Source organism: Stenotrophomonas maltophilia, from assembly GCF_039555535.1.
GTDB classification, from domain to species: Bacteria; Pseudomonadota; Gammaproteobacteria; order Xanthomonadales; family Xanthomonadaceae; genus Stenotrophomonas; species Stenotrophomonas maltophilia_Q.
On record NZ_CP154630.1, the window covers coordinates 4,629,009 to 4,645,951 of the forward strand.

18 protein-coding genes and 1 tRNA gene are annotated in these 16,943 nt (G+C 66.1%); 10 read left to right on the forward strand and 9 right to left on the reverse strand.

Going from position 1 to position 16,943, the window contains the following annotated elements; genetic code table 11:
* Positions 1–9 precede the first annotated feature (9 nt).
* On the reverse strand, positions 10–867 hold the full coding sequence (locus AASM09_RS21295; RefSeq protein ID WP_049427218.1) for a class I SAM-dependent methyltransferase: 858 nt from the start codon (positions 865–867) through the stop codon (positions 10–12).
* A 169-nt stretch (positions 868–1,036) separates the two neighbouring features.
* Between AASM09_RS21295 and AASM09_RS21300 the strand changes: the two genes are divergently transcribed.
* From AASM09_RS21300 to AASM09_RS21315, 4 genes are all read left to right on the forward strand, one after another.
* On the forward strand, positions 1,037–1,993 hold the full coding sequence (locus AASM09_RS21300) for an aldo/keto reductase (protein ID WP_049427219.1): 957 nt from the start codon (positions 1,037–1,039) through the stop codon (positions 1,991–1,993).
* A gap of 643 nt (positions 1,994–2,636) precedes the next feature.
* A tRNA-Gln gene (locus AASM09_RS21305) sits at positions 2,637–2,707 on the forward strand.
* 355 nt (positions 2,708–3,062) lie between these two features.
* On the forward strand, positions 3,063–4,187 hold the full coding sequence (locus tag AASM09_RS21310) for a slipin family protein (RefSeq protein ID WP_049427220.1): 1,125 nt from the start codon (positions 3,063–3,065) through the stop codon (positions 4,185–4,187).
* A gap of 56 nt (positions 4,188–4,243) precedes the next feature.
* Positions 4,244–5,464, forward strand: coding sequence for an RtcB family protein (locus tag AASM09_RS21315; RefSeq protein ID WP_049427222.1), 1,221 nt, complete (start codon positions 4,244–4,246; stop codon positions 5,462–5,464).
* A gap of 109 nt (positions 5,465–5,573) precedes the next feature.
* Here the strand turns inward: AASM09_RS21315 and AASM09_RS21320 are convergent, their stop codons facing one another.
* Together AASM09_RS21320 and AASM09_RS21325 are read right to left on the reverse strand one after the other, a co-directional pair.
* Entirely contained in the window at positions 5,574–6,479 is a 906-nt protein-coding gene (locus AASM09_RS21320) for an NAD(P)/FAD-dependent oxidoreductase (protein ID WP_049427223.1), read from the reverse strand.
* Positions 6,469–6,924, reverse strand: coding sequence for an Rrf2 family transcriptional regulator (locus tag AASM09_RS21325; RefSeq protein WP_049427226.1), 456 nt, complete (start codon positions 6,922–6,924; stop codon positions 6,469–6,471). Before AASM09_RS21325 ends, AASM09_RS21320 begins: the two co-directional genes overlap by 11 nt.
* 184 nt (positions 6,925–7,108) lie before the next feature.
* On the opposite strand from AASM09_RS21325, the gene AASM09_RS21330 reads away from it, so the two are divergent.
* Entirely contained in the window at positions 7,109–9,229 is a 2,121-nt protein-coding gene (locus tag AASM09_RS21330; protein ID WP_100443717.1) for a methyl-accepting chemotaxis protein, read from the forward strand.
* Between the two features lie 91 nt (positions 9,230–9,320).
* On the opposite strand, the gene AASM09_RS21335 is transcribed toward AASM09_RS21330, so the two are convergent.
* Positions 9,321–10,223, reverse strand: a complete 903-nt coding sequence (locus AASM09_RS21335; protein WP_049426727.1) for a LysR family transcriptional regulator — start codon at positions 10,221–10,223, stop codon at positions 9,321–9,323.
* 105 nt (positions 10,224–10,328) lie between these two features.
* Between AASM09_RS21335 and AASM09_RS21340 the strand changes: the two genes are divergently transcribed.
* Together AASM09_RS21340 and dkgB are read left to right on the forward strand one after the other, a co-directional pair.
* Complete coding sequence (locus AASM09_RS21340) at positions 10,329–11,543, forward strand: MFS transporter (RefSeq protein ID WP_049426728.1); 1,215 nt, start codon at positions 10,329–10,331, stop codon at positions 11,541–11,543.
* An 86-nt stretch (positions 11,544–11,629) separates the two neighbouring features.
* On the forward strand, positions 11,630–12,439 hold the full coding sequence (gene dkgB / locus AASM09_RS21345; RefSeq protein ID WP_010482282.1) for a 2,5-didehydrogluconate reductase DkgB: 810 nt from the start codon (positions 11,630–11,632) through the stop codon (positions 12,437–12,439).
* A 68-nt stretch (positions 12,440–12,507) separates the two neighbouring features.
* Here the strand turns inward: dkgB and AASM09_RS21350 are convergent, their stop codons facing one another.
* From AASM09_RS21350 to AASM09_RS21365, 4 genes are all read right to left on the reverse strand, one after another.
* Complete coding sequence (locus tag AASM09_RS21350; RefSeq protein WP_238378668.1) at positions 12,508–13,332, reverse strand: ATP-binding protein; 825 nt, start codon at positions 13,330–13,332, stop codon at positions 12,508–12,510.
* Between the two features lie 15 nt (positions 13,333–13,347).
* On the reverse strand, positions 13,348–14,253 hold the full coding sequence (locus AASM09_RS21355) for a sensor histidine kinase (protein WP_238378655.1): 906 nt from the start codon (positions 14,251–14,253) through the stop codon (positions 13,348–13,350).
* Positions 14,254–14,265: 12 nt separating this feature from the next.
* A complete protein-coding gene (locus AASM09_RS21360) occupies positions 14,266–14,580 on the reverse strand; it encodes a tripartite tricarboxylate transporter substrate binding protein (protein ID WP_238380327.1) in 315 nt (104 codons plus the stop codon).
* Between the two features lie 180 nt (positions 14,581–14,760).
* Complete coding sequence (locus tag AASM09_RS21365) at positions 14,761–14,928, reverse strand: hypothetical protein (protein ID WP_157804702.1); 168 nt, start codon at positions 14,926–14,928, stop codon at positions 14,761–14,763.
* Positions 14,929–14,967: 39 nt separating this feature from the next.
* On the opposite strand from AASM09_RS21365, the gene AASM09_RS21370 reads away from it, so the two are divergent.
* Positions 14,968–15,531 (forward strand): YdcF family protein, encoded by a 564-nt coding sequence (locus AASM09_RS21370; RefSeq protein ID WP_238378657.1) that lies wholly within the window; start codon positions 14,968–14,970, stop codon positions 15,529–15,531.
* Complete coding sequence (locus AASM09_RS21375; protein ID WP_238378658.1) at positions 15,528–15,737, forward strand: hypothetical protein; 210 nt, start codon at positions 15,528–15,530, stop codon at positions 15,735–15,737. The genes AASM09_RS21370 and AASM09_RS21375 overlap by 4 nt, the downstream gene beginning before the upstream one ends.
* Here AASM09_RS21375 and AASM09_RS21380 read toward each other — a convergent pair.
* A complete protein-coding gene (locus AASM09_RS21380) occupies positions 15,700–16,401 on the reverse strand; it encodes an alpha/beta fold hydrolase (RefSeq protein WP_049426732.1) in 702 nt (233 codons plus the stop codon). The genes AASM09_RS21375 and AASM09_RS21380 overlap by 38 nt on opposite strands.
* 139 nt (positions 16,402–16,540) lie before the next feature.
* Between AASM09_RS21380 and AASM09_RS21385 the strand changes: the two genes are divergently transcribed.
* On the forward strand, positions 16,541–16,921 hold the full coding sequence (locus AASM09_RS21385) for a YbjQ family protein (protein ID WP_049426729.1): 381 nt from the start codon (positions 16,541–16,543) through the stop codon (positions 16,919–16,921).
* Positions 16,922–16,943: the final 22 nt, after the last annotated feature.

The following is a 16,943-nucleotide window of genomic DNA, read 5'->3' on the forward strand; positions in this document are numbered from 1 at the left end:
CCTGCCGATTTACGGCTTGATGAAGCGCAGGGTCATGCGGTCGCTTTCGCCGATCGCCTGGTACTTCGCATCATCGGCCTTGTCGTGCTGGTTGGTCGGCGGCAGCGTCCAAACACCGTTCGGGTGGTCCTTGGTGTCGCGCGGGTTGGCGTTGACCTCGCTGCGCGCATCCAGCTTGAAGCCGGCGGCCTCGGCCATCGCGATCACCTGCTGCTGGCCGACATAGCCGGTGTCATCGTCGTCGGCCACATCGGCCTTGGCGCGATGCTCGACCACGCCCAGGACGCCACCCGGCTTGAGTACATTGAAGAAGCCCTGGAACATGCCCTGCGCCTGGCCGGCCTTGCGCCAGTTGTGCACGTTGCGGAAGGTCAGCACCACGTCGGCTGAATTGGCCGGGCCGAACACCGGCTTCGCCGGATCGTAGGCCACCACGGCAGTCTTGCCGAACTGCGCCGGGGCGCCGGCGTACTTCTTCTCCAGGCTGTCGCGGCTGCGCTGCTGGTAGTCACGGCCGCGGCCTTCGGGCACGGCCATCGGGTCGACCACGGCGGCGACGTAATGACCCTTGTCATGCAGCAGCGGCGCCAGGATCTCCGAGTACCAGCCGTTGCCGGGGGTGATCTCGATGACGGTCTTTTCCGGAGCCACCTTGAAGAACGACAGCGTCTGCGCCGGATGACGGAAGCCATCGCGCTTGATGTTGTTGGCATCGCGGGTGGGCGCCTTCACCGCCGCCTCGATGGCCGGCGAGACCTGAATCTTCGCCGGCGCCACCGTGGCCGGTGCGGCGAACGCGGGAACAGCAGCAAGCAGGGCCGAAGCAAGCAGCAGGCGGCAGCCACGCAGGGACGAAGCAGGCATCATCGGGACGACTCCAACGGAAGATGCGGCGAGACTAGCAGTCGCAGCGTCCAAGGTGTTCACAAAACGTTAGCGGCGTGCGCATCGCGGAACACTGTTTTGTGGTCGCCGCCGCAGCACGGTCACACATCGCGTTCTATTCTGGAGCACTTCCCCCAAGGAGTCCGTGCCCATGACGGCAACCCGCGAACTGGGCCGTTCCGGCCTGCATGTACGTCCGCTCGCCTTCGGTGGCAACGTGTTCGGCTGGAGCGCCGATGAGAAGGCCAGCTTCGCCCTGCTCGATGCCTTCGTCGATGCCGGCTTCAACCTGGTCGATACCGCCGATGTGTATTCGGCCTGGGTATCCGGCAATGCCGGCGGCGAATCGGAAGCGCTGATCGGCAAGTGGTTCGCCCGCAGCGGCAAGCGCGACAAGGTGGTGCTGGCGACCAAGGTGGCCAAGTGGGCCGAGCGTCCCGGCCTGACCCCGGACAACATCACTGCGGCGGTCGAGGATTCGCTGCGCCGCCTGCAGACCGACGTCATCGATCTTTACCAGGCCCACGAGGATGACGAGTCGACGCCGCTGGAAGCCACGCTGGCTGCGTTCGGACGCCTGATCGAAGCCGGCAAGGTACGCGCCATCGGCGCCTCCAACTACAGCGCCACGCGCCTGGCCGACGCGCTGAAGGTGTCCACCGACTACAAGCTGCCGCGTTACGAAACCCTGCAGCCGGAGTACAACCTGTACGACCGCGCCGGCTACGAGAAGGAACTGGAACCGCTGGTGCAGCGCGAACAGATCGGCGTGATCGGTTACTACGCGCTGGCCAGTGGCTTCCTCAGCGGCAAGTACCGCACGCCGGCTGATGCGGCCAAGAGCCCGGCGCGTGGCGAGACAGTAGTGAAGCGCTATCTGAACCCGCGCGGCCTGCGCATCCTGCAGGCGCTGGATGACGTGGCCAGCAAGCACGGCGCCAGCGCTGCGCAGATCGCACTGGCCTGGCAGATCGCACGGCCGTCGATCACCGCGCCGATCGTCAGCGCTACCAGCGTCGAACAGCTGCACGATCTGCTGGCGGCGGCGAACGTGTCGTTGAGCGTGCAGGATGTCGCGCAGCTGGATGCCGCCAGCACGGAAGCCTGAGTTGCAGTGCCGGCCGCTGGCCGGCATTGCACAACAGCGAAGAAAATAATTGAACAAAATAGTTGCGCACGACTAAATCGTGGTTTATCGTGCGCACCTCGTTTCAACAACCACTGGAAACTTCCCTTGAACGCGCATTCCGTCGCCATCGCCAAACTGCTGCCATGCCTGCGCATGGACGTGCTGGCGCGCGCGTTCTGCAAGGAAGTCCAGCTGACAACGGCCTGATACCCGCCCTGCGGAGATCGGCCACCCCGATCTCCGAGGCCTGACGACGCCCTCGGAACGCAAGTCCCGGGGGCGTTTTCATTTGCGTCGGCGCAAGGACCCGCGATGCCAGAACTGCACCCCACGCGGCAACCCGCCGCTCACTGACCCAGGTTTTTCCGCCCCACCGGAGGATTTTCTCCGCGTGCACGGCAACGCCTGGACATTATCTGCATCGCACCCAAACATTATCGCTCGCGATAATGTCGGTGGCCTGCATCTTCGACTACCAACGGTCCCGTTTCAACCACGGGCTGGTGCGCGCGGCATTGCCGTGGCGTATGCCGGAGGTCGCGGACATGCCATCGCCTGGATCGCCTGCTGGAGGCAGGCGCCGGTTCGCCGGCACGCGGTTCGATTCCGCGCGGTTCACCACTGGATAGCTCAGTCGGGTAGAGCAACGGACCCTGATTCCGTCTGTCGTGGGTTCGACTCCCACTCCAACCACATGACCTTCCACGTCATGACGTAAAGCAACACCCGGGGCGCACGCCCCAGCGGCCATCGTCGCCGGTCCTGCGAACGCCTTCGGGCGTTACAGGAAGGGCAACGGACCGCACGCCGGGCCTCGGCCCGCCGTCAATGCCAGCCACGTTCCGCCCCGGTGCTGCCTGCCGGGAACGACGACGGCAGCACTGCCGGTGCACCGAAGGCTCCGCGCGTGGACCGTCCGCCGATGGCCGCCCTCTTCCGCTGCCTGCACGTGGTGTGCACGCGGCCTCGCCACGACCTGATCGACCCGGGTCCTGGCGATTCATCCGCAACGGGTCGAACCACCAGAGCCATACAAGGAGAGACTCCCATGTTCTGGACCATCAAGGTCGTGATCGGCGACGGCGAGCGCGGCCTGGTGTATCGCAACCGTCGTTTCCAGCAGATCCTGCTGCCGGGTGTGCACCGCCTGTCGCTGTTCGGCGGCCGCCCACAGGTGGACATCCACAACGCATCGAAGGGCGCGGCCTACTCCGGCAGCGACCAGGACAGCCTGATCGAAGCGCTGGGCGCGACGCTGGACACGCACTTCGTGCTGGCCAACGTCGGTGCCGGCGAGGTCGGCCTGCTGCTGCGCAACGGCCGCATCGACGAGGTGCTGCCGCCGGGCAGCCGCCGCCTGTACTGGCGCGGTTCTGTCGACACTCAGGTGCGCGTGATGGCACTCGGTGACGAGCCGCGCGTCCCGGCGGACGTGCAGCAGCGGCTGGGCCAGCTGGGCGTGCTGCCGCGTGTGGCGGTGATCAGCACCGTGCCGAGCGAGTCGGTGGGCCTGCTGTTCATCGATGGCACGCTGCGGCAGACGCTGGACGCCGGCCTGCACGCGTTCTGGAACTTCAACGGCAACGTGTCGGTGGAGCGTGTGGAGCTGCGTGCGCGTTCGCTGGACGTATCCGGCCAGGAGCTGCTCAGCCGCGACAAGGTGACCCTGCGGGTGAACCTGGCCGCGACCGTGCAGGTGGTCGACCCGGTGCGGGCACACCGCTCGCTCAGCAATGCTGATGAGTTCATCTATCGGCAGCTGCAGTTCGGCCTGCGCCAGGCGATTGCCGTGCGCAGCCTGGACGAGCTGCTGGGTGACAAGGCGGCACTGGACGGTGAGATCGCCGCCCATGTGCAGGCCGCGATCGAGGGCCACGGTGTACGTCTGCTTGGCGTGGGCATCAAGGACGTGATCCTGCCGGGCGAGATGAAGGAGATCCTCAACGGCGTGGTGCTGGCCGAGAAGCAGGCCCAGGCCAGCGTGATCCGCCGCCGCGAGGAGGCCAATGCCACGCGTTCGCAGCTCAACACCGCAAAGCTGATCGAGGACAACCCGGTGCTGATGCGCTTGAAGGAGCTGGAGGCGCTGGAGAAGGTCACCGAGAAGATCGACAAGCTCACCGTGTTCGGCGGCCTGGATGGCGTGCTGAAGCAGCTGGTGACGATCAGGTAGGGGGTAGCGGCGGCGCAGGGACGCGCCGCCGGCCCATCAAGGACATACACGAAGACATGGACACTCAACACAACTATCAATGGCTGCACGCCCAGGGCACCACGCCGATCAAGGGCTGGGTCAACGGCGTTCCGCTGGAAGCGCAGGCGCATGAGCAGCTGCGCAACATCGCTGCGATCCCGTTCGTCGGGCCGTGGGTGGCAGTGATGCCGGACGTGCACCTGGGCAAGGGCGCGACCGTGGGCTCGGTGATCCCGACCCGTGGCGCGATCATTCCGGCCGCGGTCGGCGTCGACATCGGCTGTGGCATGGCCGCCGTGCGCACCACACTGCGCGCCAACGACCTGCCCGATGACCTGCGGCAGCTGCGCAACAGCATCGAGCGCAGCATCCCGGTCGGCAACGGGCGCGGCGGCGAGCACCAGCGCATGCCCGACAGCATCCACACCCGGTTGGTGCAGTCCGGGCTGGCCGCCGGGCTGGAGAAGATCAAGGACAGGCACCGCAGGATCCGCACCGACAAGCTCGACCGTCAGCTGGGAACGCTGGGCGGTGGCAACCACTTCATCGAACTGTGCCTGGACGAGACGGATACGGTGTGGGTGATGCTGCACAGCGGCTCGCGCGGCACCGGCAACCTGATCGGCACCTACTTCATCGAAAAGGCGCGCGAGGAGCTGGCACGGCGCGTGCTCGGCTTCCACCTGCCGGACAAGGACCTGGCGTTCTTCATGGAAGGCGAGCCGCTGTTCGATGATTACGTCGAAGCCGTGTCGTGGGCGCAGGACTACGCCCGGCAGAACCGCGAGGCGATGATGTCGCGCGTGCTGGCCGAGATGCGCCACCGCTTGCCGAAGTTCCAGCTGGCGGCGATGGCGGTGAACTGCCACCACAACTACGTGCAGAAGGAGACGCACCACGGCCAGGAACTGCTGGTGACGCGCAAGGGCGCGGTCAGTGCGCGCGAGGGCGAGCTGGGCATCATTCCCGGCAGCATGGGCACGCGCAGCTACATCGTGCGCGGCAAGGGCAACGCGGACAGCTTCCACAGCTGCAGCCACGGTGCCGGCCGGGTGATGAGCCGTGGCGCTGCACGCCAGCAGATCACGCTGGCCCAGCACCGCGAGGCCACCGCGCATGTGGAATGCCGCAAGGACAGCGGCGTGCTGGACGAGTCACCGGCGGCGTACAAGTCGATCGATGATGTAATGGCCGCCCAGCTGGACCTGGTGGACGTGGTGCACACGCTGCGGCAGGTGCTGTGCGTGAAGGGATGATGGAACGGTGCCGGCCAGGGCCGGCACCCACCGCGCTCGATTGCGGTAGATCCACGCCATGCGTGGATCGAACGGCGCCGGGCAAGGTCGGCAGCTACCGGCGCAGCGATCAACGCGGCACGCTGTCCTCGCCCACCAGCGCATGGTGCACACCAATGCCCGCACGCACGCCTTCGGCAGCGGCCAACGTGATGTTGCCGACCGTCGTCGCATCGCCTGCGGCATACACGTTCGGCACCGAGGTCTGCTTCATCATGTCGACCTCGATCAGCACCCCCAGCGGGCTCTCGACCAAGGTGCAACCGAGCTGCTGCACCAGCGGCGTGGCCATCGCCTGGGTGGCCGGTACGAACAGCGCACGCTGGGCGATGCGGCGGCCATCGGCCAACTCCACTTCCAGCCAGGTCGGCTGGTCACCCTGCACGCCCACCACCGGCGCGGTCTCGATCTGCACGCCGCGCTGCTGCATGGCGGCCTGCTCCTCATCGGTGATCGGCAGGCCTTGGCTGAAGAAGGTGACATTTCCCCAATCGGCGAACAGCGGCGCCTTGCTGGCGGACATCGGGTGACCACCAAGCAGGCCGATGGCGCCACCACCCACTTCGTAGCCATGGCAGTAGGGACAATGCAGCACGGTACTGCCCCAGCGCTCGGCCAGCCCCGGCAGGTCCGGCAGCTGGTCGGCGATGCCACTGGCCAGCAGCAGCTTGCGTGCGGCCAGGACCTGGCCATCGGCGGTACGCAGTTCCACGCCTTCAGCGCTGGCGGTGGCCTGCACGGCTTCGGCATGCACCCAACGCACCGTGGGGTAGTCCAGCAGCTGCTGGCGCGCGGTCTTCAGCAGCTCGGCGCCACTGATGCCATCCAGCCCGAGCACCCCGTGCGAATGACTGGCGAAACGGTTGCGCGGCGAACCGGCATCGATGACCGTAACCGGGCGACGGGCACGGGCCAGGATCAGGCCGGCGGCAATGCCGGCATAGCTGCCGCCGACGATGAGCACATCAGGATTCATGCGGACCTTCCAGGGAACGGTGATGGGCGAGATGGCGGGCGAAGTCGGCGCCGAGCTGGTCCAGCGTGGTCGCTTGCAATCGCTGTTCAAGCATCCGTTGTGCCTCGCGCGCGCCCTCCAGCAGGGCGCTGTTGACCAGCTGCTGGATCGGGCAGCCGCCGCTGGCGTCGCGGGTACCGACCTGCACCAGCGGCGGCGCTCCCACCGCCAGATAGATGTCGTGCAGGGTGATCGCTGCGGCATCGCGGGCCAGCTGGCTGCCGCCGCCATGACCACGGGTGCTGCGCACCAGGCCGGCCTTGTGCAGCTGTGCCAGCAGGCGGCGGATCACCACCGGATGGGTCGGCAGGCACGACGCCAGCTGCTCGGAGGTGCGCGGGGCGGCATGGCCGACCAGATGCGCCATCACGTGCAGGGCGTCGGAAAGGGGATTCGCGGATTTCATGTAACAACGATAGTTACATTTAAATCCTCTGTCGAGGGTCTTCTTTCGTTCCATATGGACACATTTGTCCTATGAAATATCTCCTTCACATCACTAAACGAAACGGGAATGTGATCCAAGTCGCACTTCAGAGAGAAGTGGCACCGGTCGATACCGAATCGCCCCTTCCCGAGAGTCCCTCCCCATGAATGCGTCTGTCCGTGCTCCGCGCCTGCAGTCCAAGCTGCTCGGCGCGGTTTCCGTTGGTCTTGCCGTGGTCCTGCTGTGCGCTCTGGCGGGCCTGGCCTCCGCCTGGTTGAAGCTTTCCACCGAGGTTCCGCCCGAAGTCGCGCACAGCCGCGACGCCGAACGCCTGCAGCGCGAGTTCCGCGGCCAGGTGCAGGAATGGAAGAACGTGCTGCTGCGCGGCCACGACGACGCGCTGCGCCAGCGCCATCTGGACGCCTTCGACAGCGAGGGCCGCCTGGTCGAGCAGCTGGCCAAGAGCCTCACAGCCAGTCCGGACGCGCGTACGCGTGAACTGGCACAGGCCTTCATCGGCCTGCACACACAGCTGCAGAAGGACTACCACGCCGCCCTGCAGGCGTTTGCGGAGGCCGGCTACGATCCCGCCGCCGGCGACAACCTCGTGCGCGGCAAGGATCGCCCGGTGGCTACGGCACTGGATGCACTGAGCACGCATGCCACGCAGGTGGCGGAGACGGCCGTGGCGGCACGGTCGCAGCAGGCGCGGCAGACCCTGCTGCTGTGTGCCTCGTTGACCGTGCTGGCCGCCGTGCTGCTGCTGATGGGCCTGGCCTGGTGGCTGCGACGCGCGGTGGTGCAGCCGGTGCTGGCGGTGGAAGCCGCCGCCCGCGCGGTGGCCGCCGGCGACCTGCAGCACGTGGTGCAGGTGCGCAGCCGCGACGAGATTGGACGCCTCGCGCAAGCCATGCAGGCGGTGCAGTCCACGCTGCGCGGCGTGCTGGATGCGCAGACTGCGATGGCACAGGCACACGAGGCCGGCACCATCAGCCATCGCATGGACGCCAGCGCGTTCCCCGGCGCCTTCGGCACCATGGTGGCCGACTGCAACACGCTGGTCGACGCACATATCCAGGTGAAGATGCGCGCGATCTCGATCATGGGCCGCTATGCCGTCGGCGACCTCAGCCAGGACATGGAACGCCTGCCCGGCGAGAAGGCCGTGATCACCAACGCACTGGATACGGCCAAGGCTAATCTCGGCGTGATCAACGGCGAGATCCGCCGCCTGGCCGAAGCCGCTGCCGCCGGTGACTTCAGCCAGCGCGGCGACAGCGCACGCTTCGAGCATGATTTCCGCGCGATGGTCGATGGCCTCAACCGTCTGATGCAGACCACCGAGCTGAACCTGGGCGAGGTTTCCAGCATGCTGCGCGCGATAGCCGACGGCCGCCTCGGCGCACGCATGCACGGTGATTTCCAGGGCGTGTTCGCGCGCATCGCCGGTGACGCCAACACCACCGCCGCGCAGCTGGCGACCATCGTCACCGACATCAAGCACGCCTCCGGCAACATCCACACCGCCGCCGCAGAGATCGCCGCCGGCAACAATGACCTGTCGCGCCGTACCGAGCAGCAGGCGGCCAATCTGGAAGAGACCGCTGCCTCGATGGAGGAACTGACCTCCACCGTGCGCCAGAACGCCGAGCATGCGCGCCAGGCCAACCAGCTGGCCATCGGCGCGCACACGGTCGCCTCGCAGGGCGGCAGCGTGGTCGGCCAGGTGGTGGCGACGATGGGCGCGATCGAGACCTCGTCGAGGCGGATCGCCGAGATCATCAGCGTGATCGATGGCATCGCGTTCCAGACCAACATCCTGGCGCTGAACGCGGCGGTTGAAGCGGCACGCGCCGGTGAGCAGGGTCGCGGCTTCGCCGTGGTGGCCAGCGAAGTGCGCACGCTGGCACAGCGCTCGGCCGGTGCCGCCAAGGAGATCAAGGCGCTGATCGAGGCCTCGGTGGAACAGGTCGGCCTCGGCGCACAGCGCGTGCGCGAGGCCGGCGACACCATGGCCGAGATCGTGGCGTCGGTGCAGCGCGTGACCGACATCATGGCCGAGATTTCCGCGGCCTCGCAGGAACAGAGCGCAGGCATCGAACAGGTCAGCCAGACGGTGATCCAGATGGATGGCACCACCCAGCAGAATGCGGCGCTGGTGGAAGAAGCCAGTGCCGCCGCACGCAGCCTGGAACAGCAGGCGAACCGATTGATCGATGCGGTGGATGTGTTTGATCTGTCGACCACCGCCGCAGCGAAGGATGCGCTGGCGCGCGCAGCCTGATCCTTTGCAGGCAGCCGAGCGTGGGCTCGGCTCTACACCGGGCCGTCAATCGTTCCGGGCTCTGTAGAGCCGAGCCTGCGCTCGGCGCACCTCAACGCAGGTAATCGCTCCGCGCCATCGCTTCACCCAGGTAATCCAGGAACGAGCTGATCCGCGCCGATACTGCGGTGTTGCGGTAATACACCGCATGGATCGGCTGGTACACGTCCAGCGTCTGTGCCGCCAGCACCGGCACCAAGGTGCCGGCGGCGCGGTCGCGGTCGGTCACGAAGTCGGACAGGCAGGTGATGCCCACCCCTTCCACCGCCAGCCGGCGCAACGTCTCGCCGCTGGACACCGCGATGTCCGGGCGCACCCGCAGCAGGCCATCGGCATCGCCCGGCAGCGGCCAGTGATTCAGCGATTCCGGCTCGTTGAAGCTGAGCAGGGTGTGCTGGCCCAGCGCCGCCACGCTGGCCGGTTCGCCATGTGCGGCCAGGTAGGCCGGGCTCGCCACCAGGCGCAGCTGGCAGCGGCCCAGCGGTCGGGCATGCAGGGTGGAATCGGCCAGCGGACCAATCCGGATCGCCAGGTCGGTGCGCCGTTCCAGCAGGTCGATGTAGCGCTCGGAGCTGTTCAGCTCCAGCTGTACTTCCGGATAGCGCGCACGATAGCCGGCGACCAGCGGCGCGATCACATGCAGCACGAACGGCATCGCCGCATCCACGCGCAGGCGTCCGGCCGGGCGTTCGCGGCGCGCCGCCATCTGCTCCTCGGCTGATTCCACCGCGTCGATGATCGCCCGCGCATGGCGCAGGTAGGCCTCGCCTTCGGCAGTCAGGTGCAGGCGGCGCGTGGTGCGGGTCAGCAAGGTGGTACCCAGCTTGTCCTCCAGCCGCCCCAGCGCACGGCTGACGCCGGAGGGCGTCTGCCCCAGCTGCTCGGCCGCGGCACTGATCGAACCGCTGTCGATCACCGCCAGGAACGCCTGCATTTCATCGAGGGTGGTTTTCATGGCGCCATTATTGACCACGCGGCAAGAGTGATTGGCGTGAAGATGGGTGTTTAGGCAAAGGTTCGACGCGCACACTGCGCGCCTTCCTTCCCTCTGGAGCCTGCCATGATCCGTGGCATTCCCCTCGCCCTGCTGGCCCTGACCCTCGGTGCCTTCGCCATCGGCACCACCGAGTTCGTCATCGTCGGCCTGATTCCAACCATCGCCGCCGACCTGCAGGTCAGCCTGCCCTCGGCCGGCCTGCTGGTCTCGCTGTACGCGCTGGGCGTGGCGATCGGTGCGCCGGTGCTGACCGCGCTGACCGGCCGCGTGCCGCGCAAGACCCTGCTGGTGGCGCTGATGGTGCTGTTCACGCTCGGCAACGTCATCGCCTTCCTGGCGCCGGGCTACACCTCGCTGATCGCCGCGCGCATCCTCACCGGCCTGGCACATGGCGTGTTCTTCTCGATCGGCTCGATCATCGCCACTGCGGTGGTACCGAAGGAGAAGGCGGCCAGTGCCATCGCCATCATGTTCACCGGCCTGACCGTGGCACTGGTGACCGGCGTACCGCTGGGCACCTTCATCGGCCAGCACCTGGGCTGGCGCGCCACCTTCCTGGCCGTGGCCGGGCTCGGCGTGATCGCACTGCTGGGCGCGCTGCTGTTCGTGCCGCGCAGCGTGCCGCAGAGCGCGCCGTCCAGCTTCCGCCAGCAGATGGCCGTGCTGGCCCAGCCACGCCTGCTGCTGGTCTATGCGATGACCACGCTGGGTTATGGCGGCACCTTCCTGGCCTTCACCTACCTGGCGCCGATCCTGCAGGACGTCACCGGTTTCTCGGCCAACGCGGTCAGCCTGGTGTTGCTGGTGTACGGCGTGTCGGTGGCGATCGGCAACCTGTGGGGCGGCCGCATGGCCGACCGCATGGGCCCGGTGCCCGCGCTGAAGCGCATCTTCGCCCTGCTGGCGGTCGTACTGTTCGTGCTCACCTTCACCGCCTACAACATCTGGCTGATGCTGCTGACGGTGCTGGCGCTGGGCGCGGCGGCATTCGGCAACGTGCCCGGCCTGCAGGTCTATGTGGTCAAGCAGGCGCAGCGCTATGCACCGCAGGCCACCGACGTGGCCTCGGGCTTGAACATTGCCGCCTTCAACATCGGCATCGCGCTGGGCGCCTCGCTGGGTGGCCTGGTGGTGGAGCACGTCGGCCTGATGCACACGCCGTGGCTCGGCGCGCTGGTGGTACTGGCCGCCTATGCGCTGACCGTGCTCAGCGGGCGCCTGGACCGTCGTGATGGCATCGATGATCGTGCCGACGGCATCGCCGTGGCCGCGCACTGATCCATGCAATGCAGCGTTGCCGGCATGCATACGGCACCTGTCCTACCCTCTTTCCCTAGCAACTCCCTCCCCCCTTGGAGCTTTCAATGACTGTTCCCGCCTTTGGCCTTGGTACCTTCCGCCTGAAGGACCAGACCGTGATCGACTCGGTGCGCAATGCACTGGATGTCGGCTACCGCGCCGTCGATACCGCGCAGATCTATGGCAACGAAGCCGAAGTCGGCCAGGCCATCGCCGAGTCCGGCGTGCCGCGTGATGATCTGTACCTCACCACCAAGGTGTGGATCTCCGAGTTCAAGCACGATGCGCTGCTGGCCAGCCTGCGTACCAGCCTCGAAAAGCTGCGCACCGACCGCGTCGACCTGGCGCTGATCCATTGGCCCTCGCCGAACGACAAGGTCGACGTGCCGATGGAGGAGTACCTGCCGGCGCTGGCCGAAGCCAAGGCGCAGGGGCTGACCAGGGCGATCGGTATCTCCAACTTCACCATCGCCCAGACCCGCAAGGCGATCGAGATCCTCGGCGCCGATGCGATCGCCACCAACCAGATCGAGATCCATCCGTACCTGCAGAACCGCCTGCTGGTGAAGTTCCTGCAGGACAACGGCATCCACATCACCGCCTACATGAGCCTGGCCTATGGCGAGGTGATCAAGGACCCGGTGATCCAGGCCATTGCCGGCCGGCACCAGGCGACGCCCGCGCAGATCGCGCTGGCCTGGGCACTGCAGCAGGGCTTCTCGGTCATTCCGTCCTCGACCAAGCGCGAGAACCTGGCCAGCAACCTGGAAGCGGCCGCGATCCGCCTGACCGACGAAGACATGGCACAGATCGCCAAGCTGGATCGTGGGCACCGCCTGGCCAATCCGGAAGGCATTGCGCCAGCCTGGGATTGAGGCCCTGTTGTTGTAGAGCCGAGCCCACGCTCGGCTGCCGTATCCCTGGAGCCGAGCATGGCTCGGCTCTACTGAATGGATCCCCGGGACCCCACCTCATGCAGCATCCGCAGCACCTCGTGCACGTCCAACGGTTTGCACAGGAAGCCGGCAGCGCCCATTGAACGCGCCCTCTCGATGACCTGCAGACGCGTGTCCGCACTCATCACCAGGATGGGCGGATCTTCCGTTCTGGAGCCGATCGCTTCAAGTACGTCCCAACCGCTGCAACCCGGCATATGAAGGTCCAGCAGCACCACGTCCGGCGCAAGCGAGGCCATCGCAGCCTGCGCATCGCGCCCGTCGTTCCGGCAACTCAGCCGATGGCCCGCGCATTCCATCAACCGCTCGACCACCTGCCGGTTGGTCTCCACATCTTCGAACAGCAGGCAATGCAGGGATCGCACCGATCTCGAATGCGCCTTGAAAACCTCCTCAAGCGACGGTGACGATGCCTCGCCGATGATGGCGGGAGCAGTGAAGCGCCACGTGAACGAGGCACCGCCCCACGCACTGCGACCCACCTCGATCGTCGCGCCCATGGCATCGGAAATCAGCCGCACGATGTAGAGCCCAAGCCCAACCCCCTGCTCGCAACGTGCATCCCCCTCGCTCACCTGCACAAACGGCGAGATGATCGATTCCTGATCGCTCTCGTCAATGCCGCGGCCGGAATCGGAGACGATGACACGCACCTGCCATTGCTCATCGACTCGGGTGCAATCAACACGCACTCGGGTTTCCCCACCCATCGCGCTGAACTTGATCCCGTTGCAGACGAGATTGCTGATCACCTGTTCGATGCGGCCCGCATCGGCCAGCATCCACACCGCAGGATCGCACTCATCGACCATCAGCAACACGCCCTTCTATGCAGCGGCCGCTGCGCAGCTTTCCTGCATTGCATCGAGCGTGGCCGCCAACGAACAGGGCTGGGGACGAAGCCGCAGCTTTCCACCCTCGATACTCGCCACATCAAGGACATCGTCAATGCGATGCCGCAGCGCTCTCGCCTGACGGGCCACCATCGCAAGTGCGCCGCGCCGGGCCGCCGTGGCGGTCTCCATGTCCAGCAACTGGATGCCGTTGATGATGGCGTTCAGGGGAGTTCTCAGTTCGTGGCTCATCGTTCCCACGAACCGCCCCTGGGCCTCACGCGAGGCGACGGCACGCAGTGCGATATCGCGCATGGCAGCGACCATGGTGGCGACGACGGCAGGCAGCAGGACAGTCAGCGCCAAGGCGTACGCCAGGTACGCCGGCCGCGAGGTCCAGTAACCCTCGGGCGCAGCCCACAGCAGGCCCAGCGTCGCCGCAGCGATGGCCGGAGCCATTGCCTTCCGCCCGTAGACCGTTGTCGCTGCGATCACGAGGAAAGGCAAGGTTGCATTGAGCGTCATCAGAAGAATGAAGGCCGCATCGACCTGCACGGTGACCATCATCAGGCTCAGAAGCAGGCCCGCCGCGTCGCGCCATGCCACACCGCGGTCCTTGTACAGATTCACCCACGCCGCCCATGCCACGGAAGCGAAAAGCAGCGCAATGGACGCGGGCAACACCCTCGCCGCATCGTTGGCCAGCACGGGTTGCGGTCCATCCATCCAGAGCCAGCACCACAACACCGTCAGCGCCTGCAATACCACCCTGAACAGACTGGCCCTCGGCTCCTGCAGGCAGGACAGCAACAATGCGAGTCGATTCATCTCCAGTGAGCGGGCCGCCTGGAGCAGGGCGTCGGGGCCAGGCTCGAGCAGGCCAGAGCGGGCATTGGACATGGCTGGATTCCTTCAGCTGCGAGGAACGATGGAACGTTGCAGAAGACGCTGCGCGGCGGCCGCCACCCTTTGGGAGCGCCGACGTATGTGCTCCACCGTCGCCCCCGATCGAACGCACTCACCCAGGTCATCGCAGGCTTTGGCGATCATCGGGCTGCCCAGCGCCGAGGTGATGCTCTTGAGCGCATGCAGGCGCGTCAGTTCCGCATCCGGATCGCCGCAAGGCGCACTCACATCCTCGCTCGTCCACCGCGAAATCGCTTCGTCCAATGCAGAGACAAAGCGCGGAAGCTCGCGTGGCGACATCGCTGCAATCATCCGCAGCATTGAATGCGGTCCGAGCTCTGGACCAACGCTCCCGGCCGCTGGGATTTCCGGTTCATCCATCCGTTCGGTTGTGTGCATCTGCCTCCGCCCCGTGTCGCATTCGACCTGTTGCCGCCGATCGCTCGCGGCCAGAAACGACTTAGTGCAAGGCCATTTGCGACAACCGATCCTCCGCAAGAACTACTGCATCCGCTCGTGAATGAGCGCGGCCAACCCGGGGAAATGCCTGGAAAGCACGTATCCCAGCGCTATTCCAAGCAATATTCCGGCAAGGATGACGCTCACTCTCAAGAAGGGTGACAGTCGTTTCAGATCCATGGCATCCAGCATCCATGCAACGACGGCCATGCGCCATCGGAATCCATTCAGTCTTTCCTGAGGTGCACTGTGCTGGTGTTCATCCTTCTTCTTCTGCTGGCATGTGCTGCACTGATCGCCACACGCCGATTCCGCACCGCGGCACTCCTGTCGGTGCTGCCCTTCATGGCCTTGTCCAGTGCATCGGGCCCGATCACGCAATGGATGCTCGACCGGGCCCAGGCCAGCCCTGCGTTCACGACACCTGCAGATCGGCCGAAGACAACGATCGTGCTGCTGGGCGGTGGCATCGAGCACCATCCCGAGGGCTCCAGCCCGGGACTGGCGGGGTACAGCCGATTGCTGGTTACGGCGCAGCGCTATCTGCTCTGCCAGCGGAAGTACGAGATCTGCAGGGTGATCGTGAGCGGAGGTGCCTCAAGAAACCGTAAGACCAGCGAGGCCTACGTCTACGCGCGCGAGCTGGCCCGTCTGGGTGTGCCGAGGGATCGCATCGAGCAGGAGGACGCCAGCGCCAACACCTGGGAGAACGCCCGGAACAGCAGCGCGATGCTCCGCCACGATCCATCGCGCGTGGTGATCGTGACCTCGGGTCTTCGCGAAGCCTGCTTTATTTCCAGAATTTCGGCGTGATTGCCGAAGGCCTGCCCAGCGACCGACTACGCGCCACGCCCGGCTGGCTCCCCTCGACCTTCAACCTGCTGCTGGCCGAGGTGATGTTGCACGAACGTATCGGCGTGATTCGTTACCACGCCTACAACAGACTGGGGTGGAACGAACCGCCGATGCCACCGATCCCCTTCAATCCACAGACAGCCACCCACGCATCGCCGCACTGACCTCGTCCGGCTTTTCCATCGGGGCCAGGTGACCGCAATCGGCCACCACCACCAGCTGCGAATGCGGCACCAACGCATGCATTTCCTCGCTCACTGCCAGCGGCGTGATGCGATCATTGGCACCACAGATGATCAACAGCGGATCACGGTAGCCGGCCAGCACGTCATGGCCGTCGCGGCGTTCCAGCGCGCTCTGGCGCAGGAACACCTCCGAACCCAGGCGGGCGGTCATGTCGCGCGCGCGCTGCACCAGCACGTAATCGTCCAGCCGCGAGGCATCGATGTAGCTGCGCATCAGCGTATCGCCGAAGCCATGGAACCTGCCCGGCAGGCGTACGCTGGCGCGCTGGCTGCGGCGCTGCTCGGCGCGCTCCGGTGAGTCGGCGTGGATCGAGGTATCAACCAGCGCCAGCTGCAGTACGCGTTCCGGGGCGATGCGCAGGATCTGCTGGGCGACGAAGCCACCCAGCGAGAAACCGGCCAGGGCGAAGCGCTCCGGTGCCTGTGCCAGCACATCCTCGGCCACTGCCTGCAGGGTCTCGCCACGGGTCTGGTCACCTACGGTGCAATCGGCGATGTCGGCCAGGTCGGCCAGCTGTGCGCGCCACAGCTCGGCGTCGTTGAGCAGGCCGGGCAGCAGCAACAGGGGAATACGTTCGGTCATGCGGGTATTGTCGCGCTGGTGCGGTGACAGAACCATGCCGCAACGGGCGATTGCGCTGTAGAGTCGAGCCATGCTCGACTGCTGCACGGCCAGTCGAGCATGGCTCGACTCTACATAAGGCAGCGACAAGGATGCGACCATGGCAGACCCCTACAACAGCGGCAACCCGACGACCTCACTGGCACGTTTCGACGATTCACTGGTCACCACCGCCTTCGAGCTTCCCGGCCACCGGGTCGTGCGCAACCTCGGCGTGGTACGCGGCATCACCGTGCGCTCGCGCTCGATCGTCGGCAATTTCCTCGGTGGCATCCAGACCCTGTTCGGCGGCAACATCACCATCTACACCGAACTGTGCGAACAGGCGCGCGAGGAAACCTACCGCGACATGGTCAAGCACGCGCGACAGTTGGGCGCCAACGCGATCATCGGCATGCGCTACGACGCCACCGATGTGATGACCGGGCTGACCGAGGTGCTGTGCTACGGCACGGCCGTGGTGGTGGAGCCGGTGCGTTGATGCTGTAGAGCCGAGCCCATGC